This is a genomic window from Streptomyces asoensis (assembly GCF_016860545.1).
Taxonomy (GTDB): Bacteria; Actinomycetota; Actinomycetes; order Streptomycetales; family Streptomycetaceae; genus Streptomyces; species Streptomyces asoensis.
The window spans coordinates 484165-502554 of the sequence record NZ_BNEB01000001.1; the positions used below are offsets into that span (position 1 = coordinate 484165).

Here is an 18390-nt window from a genome sequence, read left to right on the forward strand (position 1 = left end):
CTGCCGCAGGGCGGTCGAGAAGGGGGAGTCGATGGACATCGCGGGCGCGCTGCGCGGCGCGGCCCGGATCGGCTCGGCGCTGCGGCGCACGAGGACCGGACCGGCCATGCGCGAGCTGACCGGCGATCTCTCCGCCGCCGTGCGGGCGCGTCCCGGCCGGCCGGCCGGTGTGCGGGACGTGTGCCGGGTGCTGTGCGAGGAGATGTCCGCGCGGCGCGGCGGGCGGCCCGTCGAGGTGCGGTTCGAGCGGTTCCCCGACGAGATCGAGGTGACCGGACTGTGGGTGGAGTTCCATGACTTCGACCTGGTCATCGTCGAGGAACGGGCCGAGGCCGTGCAGCAACTGGTCATACTCGGGCACGAGTTGTGGCACCTGCACGCCGGGCACCGGCACCACCACGGCGTCGGCACGGTGGCGGCCGGGGTCCTCGCCGCACGGTCCGGCTGGGACTCCCTCGCGCTGACCGTGGCCGCCCGCAACGGCTCCCGCGCGGACGACGAGGCCGAGGCGGACGACTTCGGCCACCGGCTGGCCGCCCGGTTCCGGCGCTATCTCGCCGACCCCGGACCGGCCGCCCCCGGCGCCGGCGCGGAGACGGCCGCGGTGCAGCGGACGCTGGGCTACCGCGGACGCGGGGGCACCGCGCGGTGAGCCACGGGATGTACGTCTCCTTCTGGCTGCCCACCGTGGTGCTCGGCGCGGCCCTCGCCATCAAACTTCCCAGCATCCTCAAGCTGTGGCGCGATCCGCTGCTGCGCGCCGTCGGTGGCCTGCTGATCTTCGCCTGCGCGGTGTTCGTCTTCGCCGCCCCGAAGACCATCGCCTGGACCAACCGGGTCACCGGCGTGCCCAACATCGCGGCGCCCTGGGTGTACTCGCTGCTCACCGCGCTCTCCGCGTCGTGGCTGCTGCTGATCATCGCCTGGCGCAACGGCCGCAGCGAGCGCTCCGCGCAGACCCGGCGCGCGACCCGCTGGGTGGTCTCCGTCTACGCCGGGGTCGTCGTCGCGCTGTGGGTCCTCTTCGCCCTCGCCGACGTGCCCGTGGAGCAGATCCGGGACCTGGACACGTACTACGCCAACACGCCCTTCATGCGCGAGGAGATCCTGCTCTACCTGCTCGCGCACACGGTGGCCTGTTCGGTCACGGCGCGGCTCGTGTGGAACTGGAGCCGCACCGAGGGCCTCGACGCGTGGCTGCGCTGGGGACTGCGCTTCCTCGGGGCCGGTTACGTGACGAACCTGCTGTTCAGCGCGGCCAAGCTGACCGCGGTCGGGGCACGCTGGACCGGGCACGACCTGGACTGGCTCAACACCGGCATCGCCCCGTCGGCGGCCTGCATCGCCGCCACGCTGGTCGCGATCGGCTTCATCGTGCCGCACGCCGGCCAGTACCTCCAGGAGCGGTGGCGGATCCGCCGCCGGTACCGGAGCCTGAAGCCCCTCGCCCGGCTGATGCGCGGGGTCACCGGCGCCCGCGAGCCGTTCGACCTGCGGGCCACGCCCGAACTGCGCCTGATCCGCCGTGAGACGTTCATCCGCGACGCGCTGCTCCAGCTCGCCCGGCACCTCGACGACGACCTGCGGGCGCGCTCCTACGAGGCCGGGGTGACCCTCGGCTTCGAGCGCGGCCGGGCCCAGGCCCTCGCCGCCGCCGTGACCCTCCTCGACGCGGTCGAGACCCGCCGGCGGACCCTCGGCGACCCGGCCCCCGCGGCGGACGCGGGCGCGATCGGCGCGGCGGGCGCGATCGGCGCCCCGGGCGCCGCCCGGGCGGCCCGCACCACCGTCTCCCCCCGCACCACAGGTTCCCCCCGCCCCCTCACGGGCCCCACGAGCGGGGCGGTCGGCGCGGGCGGCCGCGGGGCCGGGCAGGCCCCGGGTGGGGGCGACGCCGCCCCGGCCGGCGGGGCTTCCGGTTCCGGGGGTGGGGTGGGGCGGGGCGATACGACCTACCTTCTGCGGGAGATCCGGGCCGTGTCCCGGGTCCTGCGACGTCCCGACGACATACAGGCGGTCCGCGCCCACGCGGTCGCCCCGGCAGAGAGCATGTCCACGCATGAGTGAGCCCTCCAACCCCGCCAGAACCGCCGTAGTCCTGGGGGGATCCCATACGGGCATGCTCGCGGCCCGGGCGCTGGCCGGCCTCGCCGACCGGGTCGTCGTCGTCGAACGGGACGTCCTGCCCGACGGCCCCGCGCCCCGCAAGGGCCTGCCGCAGGCACGGCACGCCCACATGCTGTGGTCCGGCGGGGTACAGGCGGTGGAGGAACTGATCCCGGGCGTGACCGGGGCCCTGCGCGCCGCCGGTGCCCGCCGGACGCCGGTCACCACGGACATGGTCGTCATGGGCGCGCGGGGCTGGTTCCGCCGCTGGCCCGAGTCCCACCACGTGATCCTGGCCGGCCGTGACCTGCTGGACGCGACGATCCGCGAGCAGGTCCTCCGCGACGAGCGGATCGAACTCCTCGGCGGTGTCGAGGTACTGGGCCCGCAGGGCGACGCGGGCGCGGTCACGGGCGTACGGGTGCGGGCCCGCGGCGGGGTGGCACGGGACGACGCGGCGGCACCGGAGCCGGGCACCGAGTGGGTGATTCCGGCCGGGCTGGTGGTCGACGCGACCGGCCGGGGGTCCCGGGCCGGTCGGTGGCTGGAGGATCTCGGGCTGCCCGCGGTGGAACGGCGGGAGGTCGACTCCGGGCTGGCGTACGCGAGCCGCCTGTACCGGGCGCCCGAGCAGGCCCGCTCCGGGTACCCGATCGTCAACGTGCAGCCCGACCCGGGCGACGGCACGCCGGGCCGGGCCGGGTTCCTGCTGCCCATCGAGGACGGCCACTGGATCGTCACCCTCAACGGCACCCGGGGCGGCGAGCCCTCCCCTTCCGACGACGACTTCGTCCGCTTCGCCCGCGAGGAGCTGCGGCACCCCGTCATCGGGGAGCTGCTGGAGCGGGCCGAGCCGGTGTCCGGTGTGTCGTACACCCGTGCCACCGTCAACCGCCGTCACTTCTACGAGCGGATGCCGGCCTGGCCGGAGAACTTCGTCGTCCTCGGTGACGCCCTCGCCGCGTACAACCCGCTCTACGGGCACGGTCTCGCCGTCGCCGCGCAGAGCGCCGTGATCCTGCGGGACACGGTGCGCCGCCGGGGATGGGGCACCGCCGGGCTGGCCCGCCGGGTCCAGAAGGCGGTGGCCCGGCCGGTCGGCACCGCGTGGGACCTGGCCGTCGGCCAGGACGTGTTCTGCGAGGGCGCGACGGAGGACGGGCCCACGCTCCGCGACCGGCTGGTGGCCGCCTACGTGGGACGCCTGATGCTGACGGCGACCGGCAACGGACGGATCGCCCGGCGCGTGACGGACGTGACGTCGCTGGAGCGCGGCCCCGGGGTGCTGCTGACTCCTGCGGTGCTGCTCGCCGCGCTGCGGGGGCCGCTGCGACCGGCGCTGACCGGGCCGCCCCTGACCGGGGACGAGCTGAAGCGCGCCGGACTGGAGTAGTCCCGGGCCCGGGCGCCCGGCGGCCCCTCCGGCCCGGTCGCACAGGCCGCCCGGTCACGCAGGTCGGCCGGTCACGCAGGTCGGCCGGTCACGCGGGCCGCCCGGGCCGCGTGGCGCCGGGCAGGTGGAGTGGGACCGGCGTGACCGGCGTGTCCGGCGCGGTCAGCCTTCGAAGGCCGGCTGGGGCAGGCCCTTGCCCGCTCCCGGTATCACCAGCAGTGAGCCCGCCAGCGGGTGCGGCGAGGCCAGGCCCACCCGGGCGGTGGTGATGTACAGGTCGGTCAGGTCGGCGCCGCCGAACGCGCAGGCCGTGACCCTGGGGACGGGCAGCCGCACGACCAGGTCCAGTTCACCGGCCGGGGTGTAGCGGCGTACCGCTCCCCCGTCCCAGAGCGCCACCCACACACAGCCGTCCGCGTCGACGGTGAGGCCGTCGGGGAAGCCGGCGCCGTCCTCGATCGTGACGAAGGGGCGGCGGCCGCTCACCCGCCCGTCGGGCGCGTGGTCGAGGACGTCGATCCGGCGGGTCGGCGAGTCGATGTAGTACATCAGCGTGCCGTCCGGGCTCCAGCCCGTCCCGTTGCTGACCGCGACGTCGTCGAGGACCACCTCGCAGCCGCCGTCGGCGGTGAGACGGGAGAGGGTGCCGCCGCCCGGCGCCTCGTCGTAGCGCATGGTGCCGGCCCACAGGGAGCCGTCGGGGGCGACGGCTGCGTCGTTGGCGCGGCGGCCGGGCACCGGCTCGTGGCGCAGCCAGCGGAAGCCGCCGTCCGGGTCGAGCAGTCCGACGCCGTCCCGCAGATTGAGCACCAGACCGCCCCCGGCGCGGGGCTTGGCCGCGCCGACGTGCTGGTGGGTCGTGCGCACCGTACGGCGGCCGGTCGACGGCTCGTAGCCGTGCAGGCGGGAGCCGAGGATGTCGAGCCAGAGCAGGCGGCCGGCGGCCGGGTCCCAGGTCGGTCCCTCGCCGAGGACCGCCTCGGCCCGCACCGCCACCTCGTGGACCGTGCCGGGCGCCGTCACGACACGCTCCGGTAGCCCAGGAGTTCGGACAGCTCGGCGGCGCCCTTCGCGGCGAGCTGCTCCAGTTCGGCGCGGCGCTCGTCGCTCCACCGGATCATCGGCACGGAGATGGACAGCGCGGCGACGACCTGTCCCGTGCGGTCGCGCACCGGAGCCGCGACACAGCTGACGTCCGGGTTGGACTCACGGCTCTCGACCGCGACGCCCCGCTCCCGGATCTCCGCCAGCGCCTCGCGCAGGGCGCCGGGCTCGGTGATGCTGTTCGGGGTCATCCGGACCAGGTCCGCGTCGTCGGGGATGCGCGCGTCGAGCTCCGGCTCGGAGAGCGAGGCCAGCAGCATCTTGCCGACGGAGGTGCAGTGGGCCGGCAGCCGGCGGCCGGCGGCCGAGACCATCCGGACGGCGTGCGTGGAGTCGACCTTGGCGATGTAGATGACGTCGGTGCCCTCGAGGATCGCCACGTGGACCGTCTCGTCACACGTCTCGGCGACGGAGCGCGCGACCTGCTGACCCTCGGCGGCGAGGTCGAGCTGCTCGGCGTAGCGGCTCCCGAGCTGGTACGGACGCACACCGAGGCGGTACCGTCCGGGTTGTCCCGGAACGCCGACGATGTACGACCGCGCCGAGAGCGTGGTCACCAGCTCGTGCACGGTGGTACGCGGAAGCTGCAGCTTGCGCACGATGTCGGGGGCGGAGAGCGAACCGTCCCCGTCGAGGAAGAGCTCGAGGATGTCGAGTGCTCGGGTCACAGCAGGTACGAGGCGTCCCACAACCGGCCCCCTCCCTTAGTTGATCGTCTCAGTGCCTGCGTTCGAGATTTCAACAGGCGATCGGCATGACGAACACAGGCTGTCATACGGCGTTGCGCCGGGCAATGGTCGGGAAACGCACAGTGGCCCGAAGAGGGGCGCCCGGTGGGCCAGGATGGTAGGCATGCCGACCCAGAAACGCCTCGCCGGCTCGTTCACGGCGCTCGATTTCCAACAGGTCCTGCTGCGTCGCATGGCCGACCACAACCCGGATCTGGTGGAGGACGCCCGCCATGGCATGGGCCTCTCCCTCGCGCAGATGCGGGAGGCCAACAAGCGCTGGCAGGCGATGCTCCACTCACCGCACGCCCGCGGCGCGCTGTCGCGGTACCGCTCCGTCCTCGGCGAACCGGAGTCCCGGATCCCCCGCCGCGTCGGGGACCTCGACTGCGAGGCCTGGCTCTGGCCGATGCCCTACTGGCCCGCCCTGCGCTTCGAGGTGCTGGTCTCCCCCGAGGGCGGCGTCTGGAACGAGTGGCTGGTGCGCGCCCCGGGCGCCGAACCGCCGCGCCTGACCACGCTGGAGGACCTCACGCCCTGGTCCTGCACGGTCGACGAGGCCGCCCGCGCCTTCGCCCCGGCCCGCCCCCTGGAGGGCACCGCCCCGACACGCTGGGGGCTGGCCTTCACCGCGCCCGACGCGCTGGGCGTGCGGCGGGAGGTCGTCGCCGAGTTCACCTGGGGCCTGCTGCAACGGACCGCGGTCGTCCGGTAGGGGCCCCGGCCGACGTCAGGGGGTGGTGGCCGCCGTCAGGATCGCGGTCACGACGGCCGCCACCGAGTCCGGGTGCAGGAACAGGAAGAGGTTCGGCTCGACGAGCTCCAGTTCCATCACGCGCGGCTCCCCGTCGTCGCCGTCCACCAGGTCGACGCGGGCGTAGAGCAGCTCCGGCGCCTCCGGGACGGCGGCCAGGGCGCGGCGCGCGACGGCGAGTTCGGCCGGGGTCGGGGTCCAGACCTCCAGGCCGGGATGGGCGACCTTGTCCGCGTCGAACGCGGTACCCGGGGCCAGTACGGCCCGCTTGCGGCTGGCGTGCAGCAGCCGTCCGCCGAAGAACTGGAGGGCCCGTTCACCGCCTTCGTCGATGCTCCGCATGTACGGCTGCACCATCGCCGTCAGGCCCTCGGCGTGCATCCGCGCGAGGTGCGCCGCGGCCTCCTCGCGCCGGTCGGGGGTGTAGCGGGCGGCGTAGCGCGCCCCGGCACCCGAGGTGGGCTTGACGACGTACTCGTGGTCGCCGGGCAGACCGGCGGCGGCGTCGGCGTCGCCCGGGGCGAGATAGCGGGTGGGGACCGTGGGCACCCCGGCCGCCGCGAGCTCGCCGAGGTAGCGCTTGTCGGTGTTCCAGCGCACGACGGCGGCCGGGTTCGCCAGCCGGGTCAGCTTGCCGCAGCGCTGCGCCCACGCCGTGAACTCGGCGGCGCGCCAGCTGTAGTCCCAGGTCGAGCGGATGACGGCGAGGTCGTAGGAGGCCCAGTCGATGCCGGCGTCGTCCCAGCACACGACGTCCGCCTCGGCGCCGGCCGCCTCCAGCGCCGTGTGCAGCACGGGGAGGTCGCGGTCCTTGCTCGGCCGGGGGCGGGGGTCGTAGGTGACGAGGGCGACGCGGGGCACGGCGGGACTCCGTTCTCGTACGTGCCGCGTCCGGCGGGGCGTCCCCGACGTCCGCTGTCCGTCCGGGCGTCCGCACGTCCGTGCGTCGTACGTCTGCTGCATTTTCCGTTTCGTACCGGGGCAGGCTATCCGCCGCCCCGGTGAGCAGGGCAACGGGTTCGGCCCTCCCCCCTAGGGCCGGGCAGGGGGGGTGGGAGGGGCCGCCCGACAGGTGGGGGCGGGGCGAGTGGGGTAGGACGATGTCGTCGTGTCGCGCCGTCGTCCAAGGAGTCCGTCCCGTGTCCTCTCTCTTCCCGGCCCTCACGGACGATCCGTCCGGCCGCCCCGCCCTGCGGTTCGGCGAGCGTTCCCTGACCTACGCGGAGCTCGCCTCGGCCGCCGGTGACGTCGGCGCGCGGGTGCGGGGCGAGGAACGGGTCGCCGTGTGGGCGACCCCCTCGCTGGAGACCGCCGTCGCGGTGGTGGGCGTCCTGCTCGCCGGGGTGGCCGCCGTGCCGCTGAACCCGAAGTCGGGCGACAAGGAGCTGGCGCACATCCTGGGCGACAGCGCGCCGGGCGCGGTGCTGGCGGCCCCCGGCGACGAACTGCCCGGCGCGCTCGACGGGTTGTCCCGGATCGACGTCGGGACCGGGGCGGGCCGTGGGGGGCCTGGTGCCGCGGCGCCGGTCGCCGGTGCGCGGCCGGGCGAGGAGGATCCCGCCCTCGTCGTCTACACCTCGGGGACGACCGGGCCGCCCAAGGGCGCGGTCGTCCCGCGCCGCGCGATCGCCACCACCCTGGACGCGCTCGCCGACGCCTGGCAGTGGACCGCGGACGACGTCCTCGTGCACGGGCTGCCGCTGTTCCATGTGCACGGGCTGGTGCTGGGGATCCTCGGGCCGCTGCGGCGGGGCGGGGCCGTGGTGCACCTCGGGCGGTTCGACACGCAGGGGGTGACGCGGGAACTGGGCGGCGGCGCGAGCATGCTGTTCGGGGTGCCGACGATGTACCACCGCATCGCCGAGGCGCTGCCCGGCGACCCCGCGCTGGCCGGGGCGCTCGCCGGGGCGCGGCTGCTGGTGTCCGGGTCGGCGGCGCTGCCCGTGCACGACCACGAGCGGATCGCGGCCGCGACCGGGCGGCGGGTGATCGAGCGGTACGGGATGACGGAGACGCTGATGAACACCAGCGTCCGCGCGGACGCGGAACCGCGGCCCGGCACCGTCGGCGTCCCGCTGCCCGGCGTGGAGCTGCGGCTCGTCGACGAGGACGGGTCGGCCGTCGAGGCGTACGACGGGGAGAGCGTCGGCGAGATCCAGGTGCGCGGGCCGAACCTGTTCACGGAGTACCTCAACCGCCCCGACGCGACGGCCGCCGCCTTCACCCCCGACGGCTGGTTCCGGACGGGGGACGTGGCCGTGCGCGACCCCGACGGCTGGGTCCGCATCGTGGGGCGCAAGGCGACCGATCTCATCAAGAGCGGCGGCTACAAGATCGGGGCCGGTGAGATCGAGAACGCGCTCCTGGAGCATCCGGGGGTGCGCGAGGCGGCGGTGACCGGGGAGCCGGACGCGGACCTCGGGGAGCGGATCGTCGCCTGGATCGTCCCGGTGGACCCCGCGTCGCCGCCCGCCGAGGGCGAACTGGCCGACCACGTGGCCCGCCGGCTCGCGCCGCACAAGCGGCCCCGGGTGGTGCGCCACCTCGACGCGCTGCCCCGCAACGACATGGGGAAGATCATGAAGCGGGCGCTGCCGTCATGACGGCGGGGCGCACGAGCGCACGGGAGGCCGTCGCCCTCGTCGCCGACGACTTCGTCCCCTTCCCCGACCCGCCCCCGGCAGGCCGGAGCGCCGCGTCCGGCTCCCCCGGCGCCGGGAGGTCCGCCGCCGACGGCCCCCTCGGCTGGCCCGGCTACGGCGCCGCACGCGAGCGGGCCGCCCGGCGCACCGGTGAGTCCGAGTCCGTCGTCTGCGGTACGGCGAGCGTGCGGGGCACCCGGGCCGTGCTGATCGCCTTCGAGTTCGGCTTCCTGGGCGGTTCGCTGGGCGAACGCACCGGTGACCGGCTGGAGGCGGCCTACACGTACGCCCGTGAACACCGGCTCCCGGTCGTGCCGTTGGTCGCCACGGGCGGCAGCCGGATGCAGGAGGGCATGCTCGCCCTGACCCAGCTCCAGCGAGTGGCGAGGCAGTCCGCGCTCACCCGGGAGGCCGGACTGCCCCAGGTGGCGGTCCTGCGCGACCCGACGACCGGCGGCGGCTGGGCCACCCTGGGCGCGGGCGCCGACGTCGCGCTGGCACTGCCGGACGCCCAGATCGGCTTCGCAGGCTCCCGGGTCCGCCCGCCCGGCGCCGACCCGGCCGCCTACACGGCCGCGGCCCAGGTCGCGGCGGGAGCGGCGGACGCGGTGGTGCCCCCGGCGGAGCTCGCGGACGTCCTGGGCCTCTGGCTGCGCCTGCTGACCGGCGGGACGCCGGACGCACCGTGCGCACCCGCGCCCGTGCCCGCCGCCCTCGGCCGCACGGAGCCGCCCCGCACCGGGTGGGAGGCGGTGCGGCGCGCGAGGGCGGCCGGACGGCCGCGGGCCGGCGCCTACCTGGACGCCTACTTCGCCCGGCGGCTCGCGATCTTCGGCGACCGGTGCGGCGGCGTCGACCCCGAGGGGATGCTGTGCGGGTTCGGCGTCCACGAGGGCCGCACGGTCGCCTACGCGGCCCAGACCGGGACGGCGACCCGGCCCGCCGGGTACCGGACGGCGGCCCGGCTGATCCGCCTCGCGGACCGGCTCGGCATCCCGGTGCTGACCCTGGTGGACACGCCCGGCGCGGCCAACGACGCCGAGGCGGAACGGCAGGGCGTGGGCGCGGCCGTCGCGGAGCTGTTCGGGGTCGTCGCCACCGCCCGCACCCCGCTCACCACGCTGGTCATCGGCGAGGGCGGCTCGGGAGGCGCGCTCGCGCTGGCCGCGCCCGGCCGCACCTGGGCCACCCCGGACAGCTACTTCTCGGTGATCGCGCCCGAGTCGGCGGCGGCGATCCTCAAGCGGCCGGCCGGGGAGGTCGAGGCGACGGCGGAGCAACTGCGCGTCCGCCCACAGGACTTGGCCGAGCTGGGGGTGATCCGGATCACGCGGGCTCCCTGAACGCGGGACAATCTCCGGCACCGTCCGTGACAATGGATGAGCGCAGAGCCGCAGGAGTGCGCGGGTGCACGCGGCCGCGGGAGTGCCGGGAAGGGGTTACGGGGGCTTCGTGGACGGACTGGTGGAGTTCAGGACCGACGACGGTGCCGTGGTCGCCGTCGAGGCGGTCACGGAGGCGAGGCCGGGTTCGCGGCTCGTGGCCCGGGGGGACGGGACGGTCCAGGCCACCCGCACCTTCGAGGGCGCCCTGGAGGGCGTGCGGGCGGCCGCCGAGTCCGCGCTGCGGGTCTTCCGCGACGGGACGTTACGGCCCGACGGGGTGGAGATCGAGTTCGGGGTGAAGCTGGCGGCGGAGACCGGCGCGATCATCGCCAAGGGCACGGCCGAGGGCCATCTCGTCGTACGGCTGACCTGGTCGCCCACCCCCGCCTCATGAACAGCGCCGACTGGCACGCCCGGGTCGAGAGCGCCGGCCGGGTGGCGGGAGCGGGCTTCCTCGTCACCCCGCGCAGGGTGCTGACCTGCGCGCACGTCGTGCACGAGGCCGACCCGCAGGCCCTGACGGTGACGTTCACCGAGCGCCCCGGACTGCCCGCCGTGCCGGCCAGGGTGATCGCCGACGGCGGCTGGGGCGGCGGCACCGCCGACCCCGGCGACCTGGCGGTGCTGGAGCTGGCGTACGACGCCCCGATCGCACCCGCCGCGCTGGCGCCCGTGGACGCCGCCCACGACCGGCGGCCCGGACGGCCCCGCAAACTCGTCGTCTACGGCTTCCCGCTCGGCTTCGACGAGGGCACCCTCGCCGAATACCGCATCACCGCCACGCAGTTGCTCAACCGCGAGTGGATCCAGCTGGAGGCGTGGCAGCCCGGCGGCCAGCCCCTGGCGCCCGGGTTCAGCGGCGCGGCGGTCACCCTGGCCGACACCGGCGAGGTCGTCGGCATGGTCACCGCGGCGGCCGGCGACCGGGGCGTGCACAACGGGCGGATGATGCCCACCGAGGTCATGGCCCGCTACTGGCCCGACCTGGAGGGCCTGGTGCCCACCTCGGACCACCGCACCGCCGACCGGGCCCGGTTGCGCGAACTCGTCGAGCGCGCCGTGCGCGAGGGCCTGGACGGCGATCCCGGGCGCCGGGTACGGCTCTACGAGTCCGCCAGGGGCCCGCTGGACCCGGACGCGCCCGAGGAGGGGTTCGACTCGCTGTGGGCGGCGGCCCTGTTCGTGCTGTGCGAGGTCGACGGCGACGACGCGGCGGCCAGCGTCGCCCGCTTCACCGCCCAGGTGGAGGCCCTCTTCCGGGCCCCCGCGGACGGGGCCGCCGAGCCGGGCGCCGCACCCGACTGGTCGCCCATCCTCGTCGACCTCCAGCACAGCGGCGCGGGCGACGGGCACGTGCGCGTGGAGGTGTCGGCGTACAGCGGGGGCCGCCGGCACCCGGTCGGCTCGGACACGGTCCCGCAGGCCGGGCTGCGCGCCTACGTGCAGGACCGGATCGAGGCGGCCTTCCGGTATCTGACGCCCGGCTGCGACGAGTTGCTCGCGTTCGCGCTGCCCCGCGACTGGATCGACCTGCCCGTGGACCGCTGGGCGAGCACCCCCGACGACGACACCCCGCTCGGCTGCGTGTACCCCCTCGTCGTCACCGATCAGGCGCGCCGCAGGGCCGGTGTCCGGCACCAGCTGACCCGGGTGTGGAACCGGCTCGACGCGGCTCCCGGCGCCCGGGTGCACCGGGTCGAGTGCGGCAGCCCCGAGGAGCCCCGCAGGCTGCGGATGCGGCTGCGCCGGGACGACGCCTGCCTGGCCGGCTTCGCGACCGCCCCGGCCGCGTCCCGCACCCGCCCGCACTTCGACACCTCGCTCAACGCGCCCGCCCCGATGGTCGTCTGGTCGCGCGAGGGCTGTCACGACGGGCCGGACGAGGCCTGCGCGGGCGGGGACGGCTGTGCGGGCAAGACGTTCCTCGACGAGCTCGACAGCTGCGTCTCCGGCGTACCGCCCGCCGAACTCCCGCGCCGTGTACTGGCGTTGCGCGAGGAGGCCGACGCGGAGGAGGGCCACTGGGCGCACGACATCCAGCTGCTGTGGGACGACCCTCGCCTCTTCGCCGACCCGCACGGCGACCCGGCCCCCCACCCCCACTCCCCCGTGACCTGAGCCCCGACCGCCCCACGACCCGGCCGCGCGAACCGTACACGCCGCACCGGGTCACCCCGAGTTTCGGAGAACCATGCCGCACTGGTCCGTCTACACCGGGAACAGCGAACCCCACGACGGCATCTCCCGGCTGCCCGCGCCACCGCCCTGGCGGGCCTTCGACGGCGAGCCCCTCGTGCCGCCGCCCCGGGACGCCGACGACGAGGCGGCCGTCTCCCCCGACCGGGTCCACCGCGCCCGCTCCTACGTCGCCACCCCGGAGAGCGTCGAACTCGTCAACGCGGCGCTCGTGCTGCGCCGCCCCCTGCTCGTCGCCGGTCCGCCCGGCACCGGCAAGTCCTCCCTGGCGTACGCGGTGGCACGGGAGCTGCGGCTCGGCCCGGTACTGCGCTGGAACATCACGAGCCGCTCCACGCTGGCCGACGGCCTCTACCAGTACGACCCGCTGTCCCGGCTGTACGCGGCCCGGCATGCGGCCTGGCGCGAGCGGGGCGGCGGGCCCGGGGGCGGCGACCCGGGCGGCGGGGTGGAGGACCATCTGCGTCTCGGCCCTCTCGGCACGGCCCTGCTGCCCTACGGACGTCCGCGGGTGCTGCTCGTCGACGAGATCGACAAGAGCGACCTCGACCTGCCCAACGACCTGCTGAACGTCCTGGAGGAGGGCCAGTTCGAGATCCCCGAACTGATGCCCGCGGCCCGGCACTCCGCCGGGGACGTCACCGCCGAGGTCCTCGCCGACGGCTCCGACGCCCCCGTGCGGGTCACCCGCGGCCGGATCCGCTGCCGCGCCTTCCCGTTCGTCGTCCTGACCAGCAACGGCGAGCGCGAGTTCCCGCCCGCGTTCCTGCGGCGCTGCGTCCGGCTGAAGCTGCGCCGCCCGGGCCGCGAACAGCTCACCGAGATCGTCCGGGCCCACCTCGACACCCCGCCGGGCGAGGCGGAACACCTCATCGACCGCTTCCTGACCCGTGCCGCCGACGGCGAACTCGCCACCGACCAGCTGCTGAACGCCCTCTACCTCACCGGAGTGGCCGGCCTGGACGCCGACTCCCGCGACGGACTCGCGGAACGGCTGATGCCGTACCTCAGCGCCACGGCGGACGGCGATGGCTTCTGAGGGAAGGAACGGCCGGGACGACGGCCCGGCGGGGGAATCCGCCCCGGCGAGGGACCACGGGACCGCCCTGGAGCGGCTGACCGCGGTCCTGACGGCGGCGGCGGACACCTCGCCCACCCCCCGCGAGCTGGCCGAACTGCTCTGGCTGGCCCGGCTGTCGAGCCCCGCGCCGGACCCGGGCGCGGCGCTCCCGGCGGACGGGCGCACCGAGCCGCCCGGAAGTGACACCGGCACCGCGGCGGCCGGTACGGACGGCGGCACACCGGACCGCACGGACGCGAAGGCGGCAGAGGGCGCCGACGGCGGCGGATCGCCGGGACCGGCGCCCGGCGTCGCCGCCGCCCGCGTCCCGCTCCGCCTCCCGGCGCCCGTGCCCGCGTCCGCGTCCGGGGACGGCTCCGGATCCGGCTCCGGCGGGCCGGGGCACGTCCTCGCGCCCGCGCCGCCGATGCTGCCCCGGCCGCTCGCCCTCCAGCGGAGCCTGCGCCCGCTGAAGCGCACCGTCCCCTCGGTGCGCGCCCGTCTCCTCGACGAACGGGCGACCGCCGACCGCATCGCCCGGCTGGGCGCCCACCCCGACGTCTGGCTCCCGGTGCTGCGTCCCGCGCGCGACCGCTGGCTGCGGCTCGCCCTGGTCCACGACACCGGCCCGACGATGCCGGTGTGGCGGCCGCTCGTGCGGGAACTGCACACCGTGCTGGCGCAGTCGGGCGTCTTCCGCACCGTCACCCTGCACGCGGCCACGCCCGACGGCGAGGCACGGCAGGTCCCCGACGGGGCGGACGGCCGCACGGTCGCCCTCGTCCTGAGCGACTGCACGGGCCCGCAGTGGCGGCCGGGCGGCGCGGGCGAGCGCTGGTACCGGACCCTGGGGCACTGGGCGGCCCGGATGCCGCTGGCCGTCGTACAACCGCTCCCGGAGCACCTCTGGCCCACGACCGCCCTTCCCGCCGAGCCGGGTCTGCTCTCCAGCGCCACCCGCGCGGGCCCGCTCCGCGCCCTCTCCTTCACCCCCTACGACCCCGCGGCCGCGCCCCGGCCCGACGGAGCCGTGCCGCTTCCCGTCCTGGAACCGGGAGCCCCCTGGCTGGCCAACTGGGCGGCGCTGGTGGCGGATCCGGGCGGCGCCCGCATCCCCGGCGCTGCGGCCTGGCTGTCGTCCGTGCCCGTTCCCGTCCCGTCCGACGACCCGCCGGTGCACGGGCCGGGCACGCCGTCCCCCCAGGATCTGGTGCTGCGCTTCCGGGCCACCGCCTCCCGGGAAGCCTTCCGGCTGGCCGGGCATCTGGCGCTGGCCGTCCCCTCGGTCCCGGTGATGCGTCTCGTGCAGCGCGCCGTAGACCGCGACCCGCGCCCCCAGCATCTGGCAGAGGTGATCCTCAGCGGCCTGCTGATCACCGCTCCCGGCCCGCCCGGCTCCTACGCGTTCCGCCCGGGCGTGCGCGATCTGCTGCTGCGCACCCTGCCCCGCACGGCGCGCGGCCGCACCCGTGAACTCCTGGACAGGATCGGCGGATCGATCGACGAACGGGCGGGCCTCGCTTCCGGCGACTTCCGCGCACGGGCCGGCGACGACCCGGACCGGACGGACGGCGCCGCTCCGGTCTTCGCGACGGTGAGCGAGGAGACGGTACTCCGGCTGGGCGGGACCCCGGTGCGACCGCCCTCGCCCCCGCAGTCCACCGCCGCCCCGACCGGCCCGACTGCCCCGGCCCGAGGGCTTTCGCCCGAGCGGGCGGCGGCCGCACCGCCGGCGCCGGAGTCCCCCGGCCCCGACGCCGGGACGGAGCCCGTCCTCCTGTTCGAGACCGGCGCCGATCTCTCCGCCCGGCCCGAGAGCCGCATCACCCTCGAATACGTCGTCCACGAGGTCCTCTCCCGAGGCGCCCTCTCCCCCCAGCAGTACGAGGTCCGGGTCCGCCCGAACGGATACGCCGTACGGCTGCGGCCCGGGGCGTACCTGCTGCCGGTGCTCGCCGCCGCCCTGCGGGGGCTCCCCGGCCCGCTCGCCGAGCTGCCCGGACAGCCGCTCCTGCGCGTGACCTTCCAGGACGGACCCGGCGCCCCCGCACCGCCCCCGCCCCCCGCACCGGACTCCGCCACCGTCGTGCTGACCGTCCCCCCGGCTCTCTACGCGTCCTTCGCCGGCAGTTCCGCCGCGGCGGGCCCGCACCGCTTCCGGCCCCTGTTCGGCGACGACCCGGACGCCCCGCCGCTCGCCTGGTACTGCCCGCTGCCGCCGTACGAGGGCGCCGGGACGGGCCGGCCGGACGACCCGGCGGACGCCCGTGACCTGGTACGCGGCCCGTTCCTCACCCGCGACCTGCGCCAGCTGGGCATACCGGCGCCCGGCCGCACCGCGATCGTGCACACCGGCCCCGACCGCCCCCTGACCCTCCTCGACCCGGTCTCGCCCTACGACGGCGGCCCGCCGCGTCCGGCGACCTGCTACGAGGTCGACCTCACCCCCCGGCACGCCGTCCACCGGATGTCCCTGCCGAGTTCGGGCAAGGGCACCTTCACCGCCGCCGTGGAGCTGACCTGGCGGGTGGCCGACCCGGTGGCGTTCGTCCGGGCGGAGGCCGCCGGTGTCCGCGAGCGGCTCCTCGCCCACCTGGGCGAGGCGGCACCGCGGGTCACCGTCCACCACTCCGTCCGCCGTGCGGCGGGCGCCCAGCGGGCCGTCAACGCCCAGCTCGGCCGGTGGCCGGTACCGGGTCTCGCGGTGAGCTGCACGGTCACGCTCGCGCCGGAGTACGCCCCGCCCCCCGAGGTGCCGCGGCCGACAGGCCCCTCCGCCCGTCCGCTCCCTGAACTGATCGCCGCCGCCGACACCGTGCTCTTCGGGTTCGACGGCCCGCTGGTCCGCCTGTTCACCGCGACGACCGCCCGCAAGGCCGCTCTCGACCTGCTCGCGATCGTCGCCGAGCACCGCCGTCCCGAGGACGCCCTGGCCGGGCGCCCGGCCGGCGACCCGGGGCCGACGGGGCGGGAGCTGTTCGTGCACCCGCTGGACGTGCTGCGGGCGTTCGCGCGCGACCGGCTGGGCCCCGTGCTGCGGGACCGGCTCGACCGGCTGGAGCTGGACGCCGTACCGGACGCACCCCGGACGCACCACTCGATCGTCGTCGTGCGCACCCTCCACGAGACCGGGCGCCGGGTCGGCGTCGTGACGGACGTCTGCGCCGCGGCCGTCGACCGCTGTCTGGAGTCCTACCGGCTTCCGCTCACGGCGGGTGTCCACGGCCGCGACGACGATCTCGGCCGCCTCACCCCGGACCCCCGGCGGCTGCTGCGGGCCCTGCGGCCGCTCGGCACGCCCGCCGCAGGCGCCGTCCTGATCGGCTCCACGCCCGCCGAGCTGGCCGCCGCCCGGGCCGCGGGCCTGCGTTTCGTCGGCCTCGCCCGCAACCCCACCGTCGAACAGGCCCTCCTGGACGCGGGCAGCGACGCGGTGATCCCCTCACTGACCCCCCTGCTGGAAGCAACCCGCACCCTCCACTGACCCACCCCGACCACACGGACCCCGCCGCGGTGGCGCGGGGCAGCCTCGGTGGCCGGGCGCGGCCCAGGTGGGGTCGGTGCGGCCCAGGTGGGGTCGGTGCGGCCCAGGTGGGGTCGGTGCGGCCCAGGTGGGGTCGGTGCGGCCCAGGTGGGGTCGGTGAGCGGGGGCCATCGCGTCGCGCGGCGCCGCCGACCGTGCGGCGGCTCCCAGCTGTTGCCCGGTTCCGGGATCTGGGATAAAACCCCCATTCGGCGGCGCCCCGCCCGGCCCCCTTGAGAAGGCGGCCCGCTCCGCGTCCCCGCAGGATGCGAGGGAGGCCGACCGCCCGGCGGCCCCACACGAGAGGCCCGCCGGCCCGGCGCGCCCCCACGGTCTGTGCTCTCGGGAGGACCTGCCATGACCGCCAGTCTGGAGCAGCTGCGCCGCTGCCACTTCGCCGTCGACCTGGGGGCGGCGCGGACGCGGGTCTACGTCAAGGGGGCCGGGCTCGTCGTCGACCAGCCGTCCGCCGCCGCCGTGAACACCCGCACGGGCGCGCTGATCGCGGTCGGCGAGTTCGCCGAGAAGATGACCGGGCGCACTCCGCACTACATCCGTGTCGTGCGCCCGGTCTCCGGCGGCACGGTCGTCGACATCGAGATGGCGCAACGCATGCTGCGCCATCTCCTCGGCGACAAGATCCGCCGCCAGCTGCGCCGCAAGCCGTTCCTGCGGGCTGCCGCCTGCACACCGCACGACGCCGACCCGCTCGCCCAGCGCGCCGCGATCGAGACGCTGGTGGGGCTCGGCGCCCGCCGGGTGGAACTCGTCGACACCCTGATCGCGGCCGCCGTCGGCTGCGGGCTGCCCGTCGAACGCCCCGAGGCGACCATGATCATGGTGTGCGGGGCGGCCGCCACCCAGGTCGCCGTCCTCTCCCTCGGCTCGATCGTGACCGCCGAGCGCATCCCCGTGGGCGGCGAGGCCGTGGACCACGCGATCGTCCAGCACCTGCGTCACGAGCACGAGCTGATGCTGCCGAGCCAGTCCGTGCGCCCCTTGCAGGTGGCCCTCTCCGGCAACGGCCTCACCCCGCAGGGCCCCGCCTCCACGGAGATCCACGGACGCGACGTCGCCACCGGCCTCGCCCGCTCCGTGCAGGTCGACACCGCGGCCGTGCGGGACGCCATCGAGACCCCGCTGACCGCCGTGCTCGACGGCATCGGCAGGGTGCTGCGCGAGTGCCCGCCCGACCTGGTCGCCGACCTCGCCGACCGCGGGATCATGATGGTGGGCGGCTCCGCCCTGCTGCCGGGCTTCGACCAGATGCTGCGTCAGGCGACCGGCATGCCGGTGCACATCGCCGAACGCCCCGACATCTGCGCCGCCCAGGGCCTGGGCGCCATGCTGGAGGGCAAGATCGAGCCGCTGACCCTGGACCCCCTGGGCGCCTGAGCCCGGCCCCCGGCCCCCGCGAGCGGCCTGCCGCCCCTCCCCCGCACACCGCCGCGGGCGCCGGCCCCGGGCTCGAAATGCGCGAAGCCTGCGTCCCTTGCCAC

The 18390-nt window shown here is 76.2% G+C and carries 14 protein-coding genes; 11 read left to right on the forward strand and 3 right to left on the reverse strand.

Annotation, left to right across the window (positions count from 1 at the left end):
* The first annotated feature begins 31 nt into the window (after positions 1-31).
* The 3 genes from Saso_RS02135 to Saso_RS02145 are packed head-to-tail and all read left to right on the forward strand — an operon-like array spanning position 32 to position 3499.
* The gene (locus Saso_RS02135) at positions 32-652 is read left to right on the forward strand and encodes a toxin-antitoxin system, toxin component family protein (protein WP_189917414.1); all 621 of its coding nucleotides are present in this window, start codon (positions 32-34) and stop codon (positions 650-652) included.
* A gap of 8 nt (positions 653-660) precedes the next feature.
* Positions 661-2067 carry an MAB_1171c family putative transporter gene (locus Saso_RS02140; protein WP_189918494.1) on the forward strand — a complete coding sequence of 469 codons (1407 nt, stop codon included), beginning with the start codon at positions 661-663 and terminating at the stop codon, positions 2065-2067.
* A 52-nt stretch (positions 2068-2119) separates the two neighbouring features.
* Positions 2120-3499, forward strand: a complete 1380-nt coding sequence (locus Saso_RS02145) for an NAD(P)/FAD-dependent oxidoreductase (protein WP_229900984.1) — start codon at positions 2120-2122, stop codon at positions 3497-3499.
* Between the two features lie 162 nt (positions 3500-3661).
* Here Saso_RS02145 and Saso_RS02150 read toward each other — a convergent pair whose 3' ends face one another.
* Both Saso_RS02150 and Saso_RS02155 read right to left on the reverse strand, forming a co-directional pair.
* Positions 3662-4522, reverse strand: coding sequence for an SMP-30/gluconolactonase/LRE family protein (locus Saso_RS02150; protein ID WP_189917418.1), 861 nt, complete (start codon positions 4520-4522; stop codon positions 3662-3664).
* On the reverse strand, positions 4519-5292 hold the full coding sequence (locus tag Saso_RS02155; RefSeq protein WP_189917420.1) for an IclR family transcriptional regulator: 774 nt from the start codon (positions 5290-5292) through the stop codon (positions 4519-4521). The genes Saso_RS02150 and Saso_RS02155 overlap by 4 nt, the downstream gene beginning before the upstream one ends.
* Before the next feature lie 154 nt (positions 5293-5446).
* On the opposite strand from Saso_RS02155, the gene Saso_RS02160 reads away from it, so the two are divergent.
* Entirely contained in the window at positions 5447-6046 is a 600-nt protein-coding gene (locus tag Saso_RS02160; protein WP_189917422.1) for a hypothetical protein, read from the forward strand.
* A gap of 15 nt (positions 6047-6061) precedes the next feature.
* Here the strand turns inward: Saso_RS02160 and Saso_RS02165 are convergent, their stop codons facing one another.
* The gene (locus tag Saso_RS02165; protein ID WP_189917424.1) at positions 6062-6946 is read right to left on the reverse strand and encodes an ATP-grasp domain-containing protein; all 885 of its coding nucleotides are present in this window, start codon (positions 6944-6946) and stop codon (positions 6062-6064) included.
* 278 nt (positions 6947-7224) lie between these two features.
* Between Saso_RS02165 and Saso_RS02170 the strand changes: the two genes are divergently transcribed.
* The 7 genes from Saso_RS02170 to Saso_RS02200 all read left to right on the forward strand — a co-directional run bounded on the left by Saso_RS02170 (position 7225) and on the right by Saso_RS02200 (position 18286).
* Positions 7225-8688: an acyl-CoA synthetase gene (locus Saso_RS02170; RefSeq protein WP_189917426.1), complete on the forward strand. Its 1464-nt coding sequence runs from the start codon at positions 7225-7227 to the stop codon at positions 8686-8688.
* Complete coding sequence (locus Saso_RS02175; RefSeq protein ID WP_189917428.1) at positions 8685-10070, forward strand: carboxyl transferase domain-containing protein; 1386 nt, start codon at positions 8685-8687, stop codon at positions 10068-10070. The genes Saso_RS02170 and Saso_RS02175 overlap by 4 nt, the downstream gene beginning before the upstream one ends.
* A 109-nt stretch (positions 10071-10179) precedes the next feature.
* Positions 10180-10506: a CU044_2847 family protein gene (locus Saso_RS02180; RefSeq protein ID WP_189917430.1), complete on the forward strand. Its 327-nt coding sequence runs from the start codon at positions 10180-10182 to the stop codon at positions 10504-10506.
* The gene (locus Saso_RS02185; protein ID WP_189917432.1) at positions 10503-12230 is read left to right on the forward strand and encodes a VMAP-C domain-containing protein; all 1728 of its coding nucleotides are present in this window, start codon (positions 10503-10505) and stop codon (positions 12228-12230) included. The genes Saso_RS02180 and Saso_RS02185 overlap by 4 nt, the downstream gene beginning before the upstream one ends.
* Positions 12231-12303: 73 nt before the next feature.
* The gene (locus Saso_RS02190; protein WP_189917434.1) at positions 12304-13347 is read left to right on the forward strand and encodes an AAA family ATPase; all 1044 of its coding nucleotides are present in this window, start codon (positions 12304-12306) and stop codon (positions 13345-13347) included.
* Positions 13337-16852 carry an SAV_2336 N-terminal domain-related protein gene (locus Saso_RS02195; RefSeq protein WP_229900986.1) on the forward strand — a complete coding sequence of 1172 codons (3516 nt, stop codon included), beginning with the start codon at positions 13337-13339 and terminating at the stop codon, positions 16850-16852. The genes Saso_RS02190 and Saso_RS02195 overlap by 11 nt, the downstream gene beginning before the upstream one ends.
* Before the next feature lie 396 nt (positions 16853-17248).
* Entirely contained in the window at positions 17249-18286 is a 1038-nt protein-coding gene (locus Saso_RS02200) for a rod shape-determining protein (RefSeq protein WP_054238174.1), read from the forward strand.
* The last annotated feature ends 104 nt before the right edge of the window (positions 18287-18390 follow it).

Bases quoted from the DNA above. Each gene is read 5' to 3' on its own strand.
- Saso_RS02135 (WP_189917414.1), top strand. From the start codon at position 32: ATGGACATCGCGGGCGCGCTGCGCGGCGCGGCCCGGATCGGCTCGGCG.
- Saso_RS02140 (WP_189918494.1), top strand. From the start codon at position 661: ATGTACGTCTCCTTCTGGCTGCCCACCGTGGTGCTCGGCGCGGCCCTC.
- Saso_RS02145 (WP_229900984.1), top strand. From the start codon at position 2,120: ATGCTCGCGGCCCGGGCGCTGGCCGGCCTCGCCGACCGGGTCGTCGTC.
- Saso_RS02160 (WP_189917422.1), top strand. From the start codon at position 5,447: ATGGTAGGCATGCCGACCCAGAAACGCCTCGCCGGCTCGTTCACGGCG.
- Saso_RS02175 (WP_189917428.1), top strand. From the start codon at position 8,685: ATGACGGCGGGGCGCACGAGCGCACGGGAGGCCGTCGCCCTCGTCGCC.
- Saso_RS02185 (WP_189917432.1), top strand. From the start codon at position 10,503: ATGAACAGCGCCGACTGGCACGCCCGGGTCGAGAGCGCCGGCCGGGTG.
- Saso_RS02190 (WP_189917434.1), top strand. From the start codon at position 12,304: ATGCCGCACTGGTCCGTCTACACCGGGAACAGCGAACCCCACGACGGC.
- Saso_RS02195 (WP_229900986.1), top strand. From the start codon at position 13,337: ATGGCTTCTGAGGGAAGGAACGGCCGGGACGACGGCCCGGCGGGGGAA.
- Saso_RS02200 (WP_054238174.1), top strand. From the start codon at position 17,249: ATGACCGCCAGTCTGGAGCAGCTGCGCCGCTGCCACTTCGCCGTCGAC.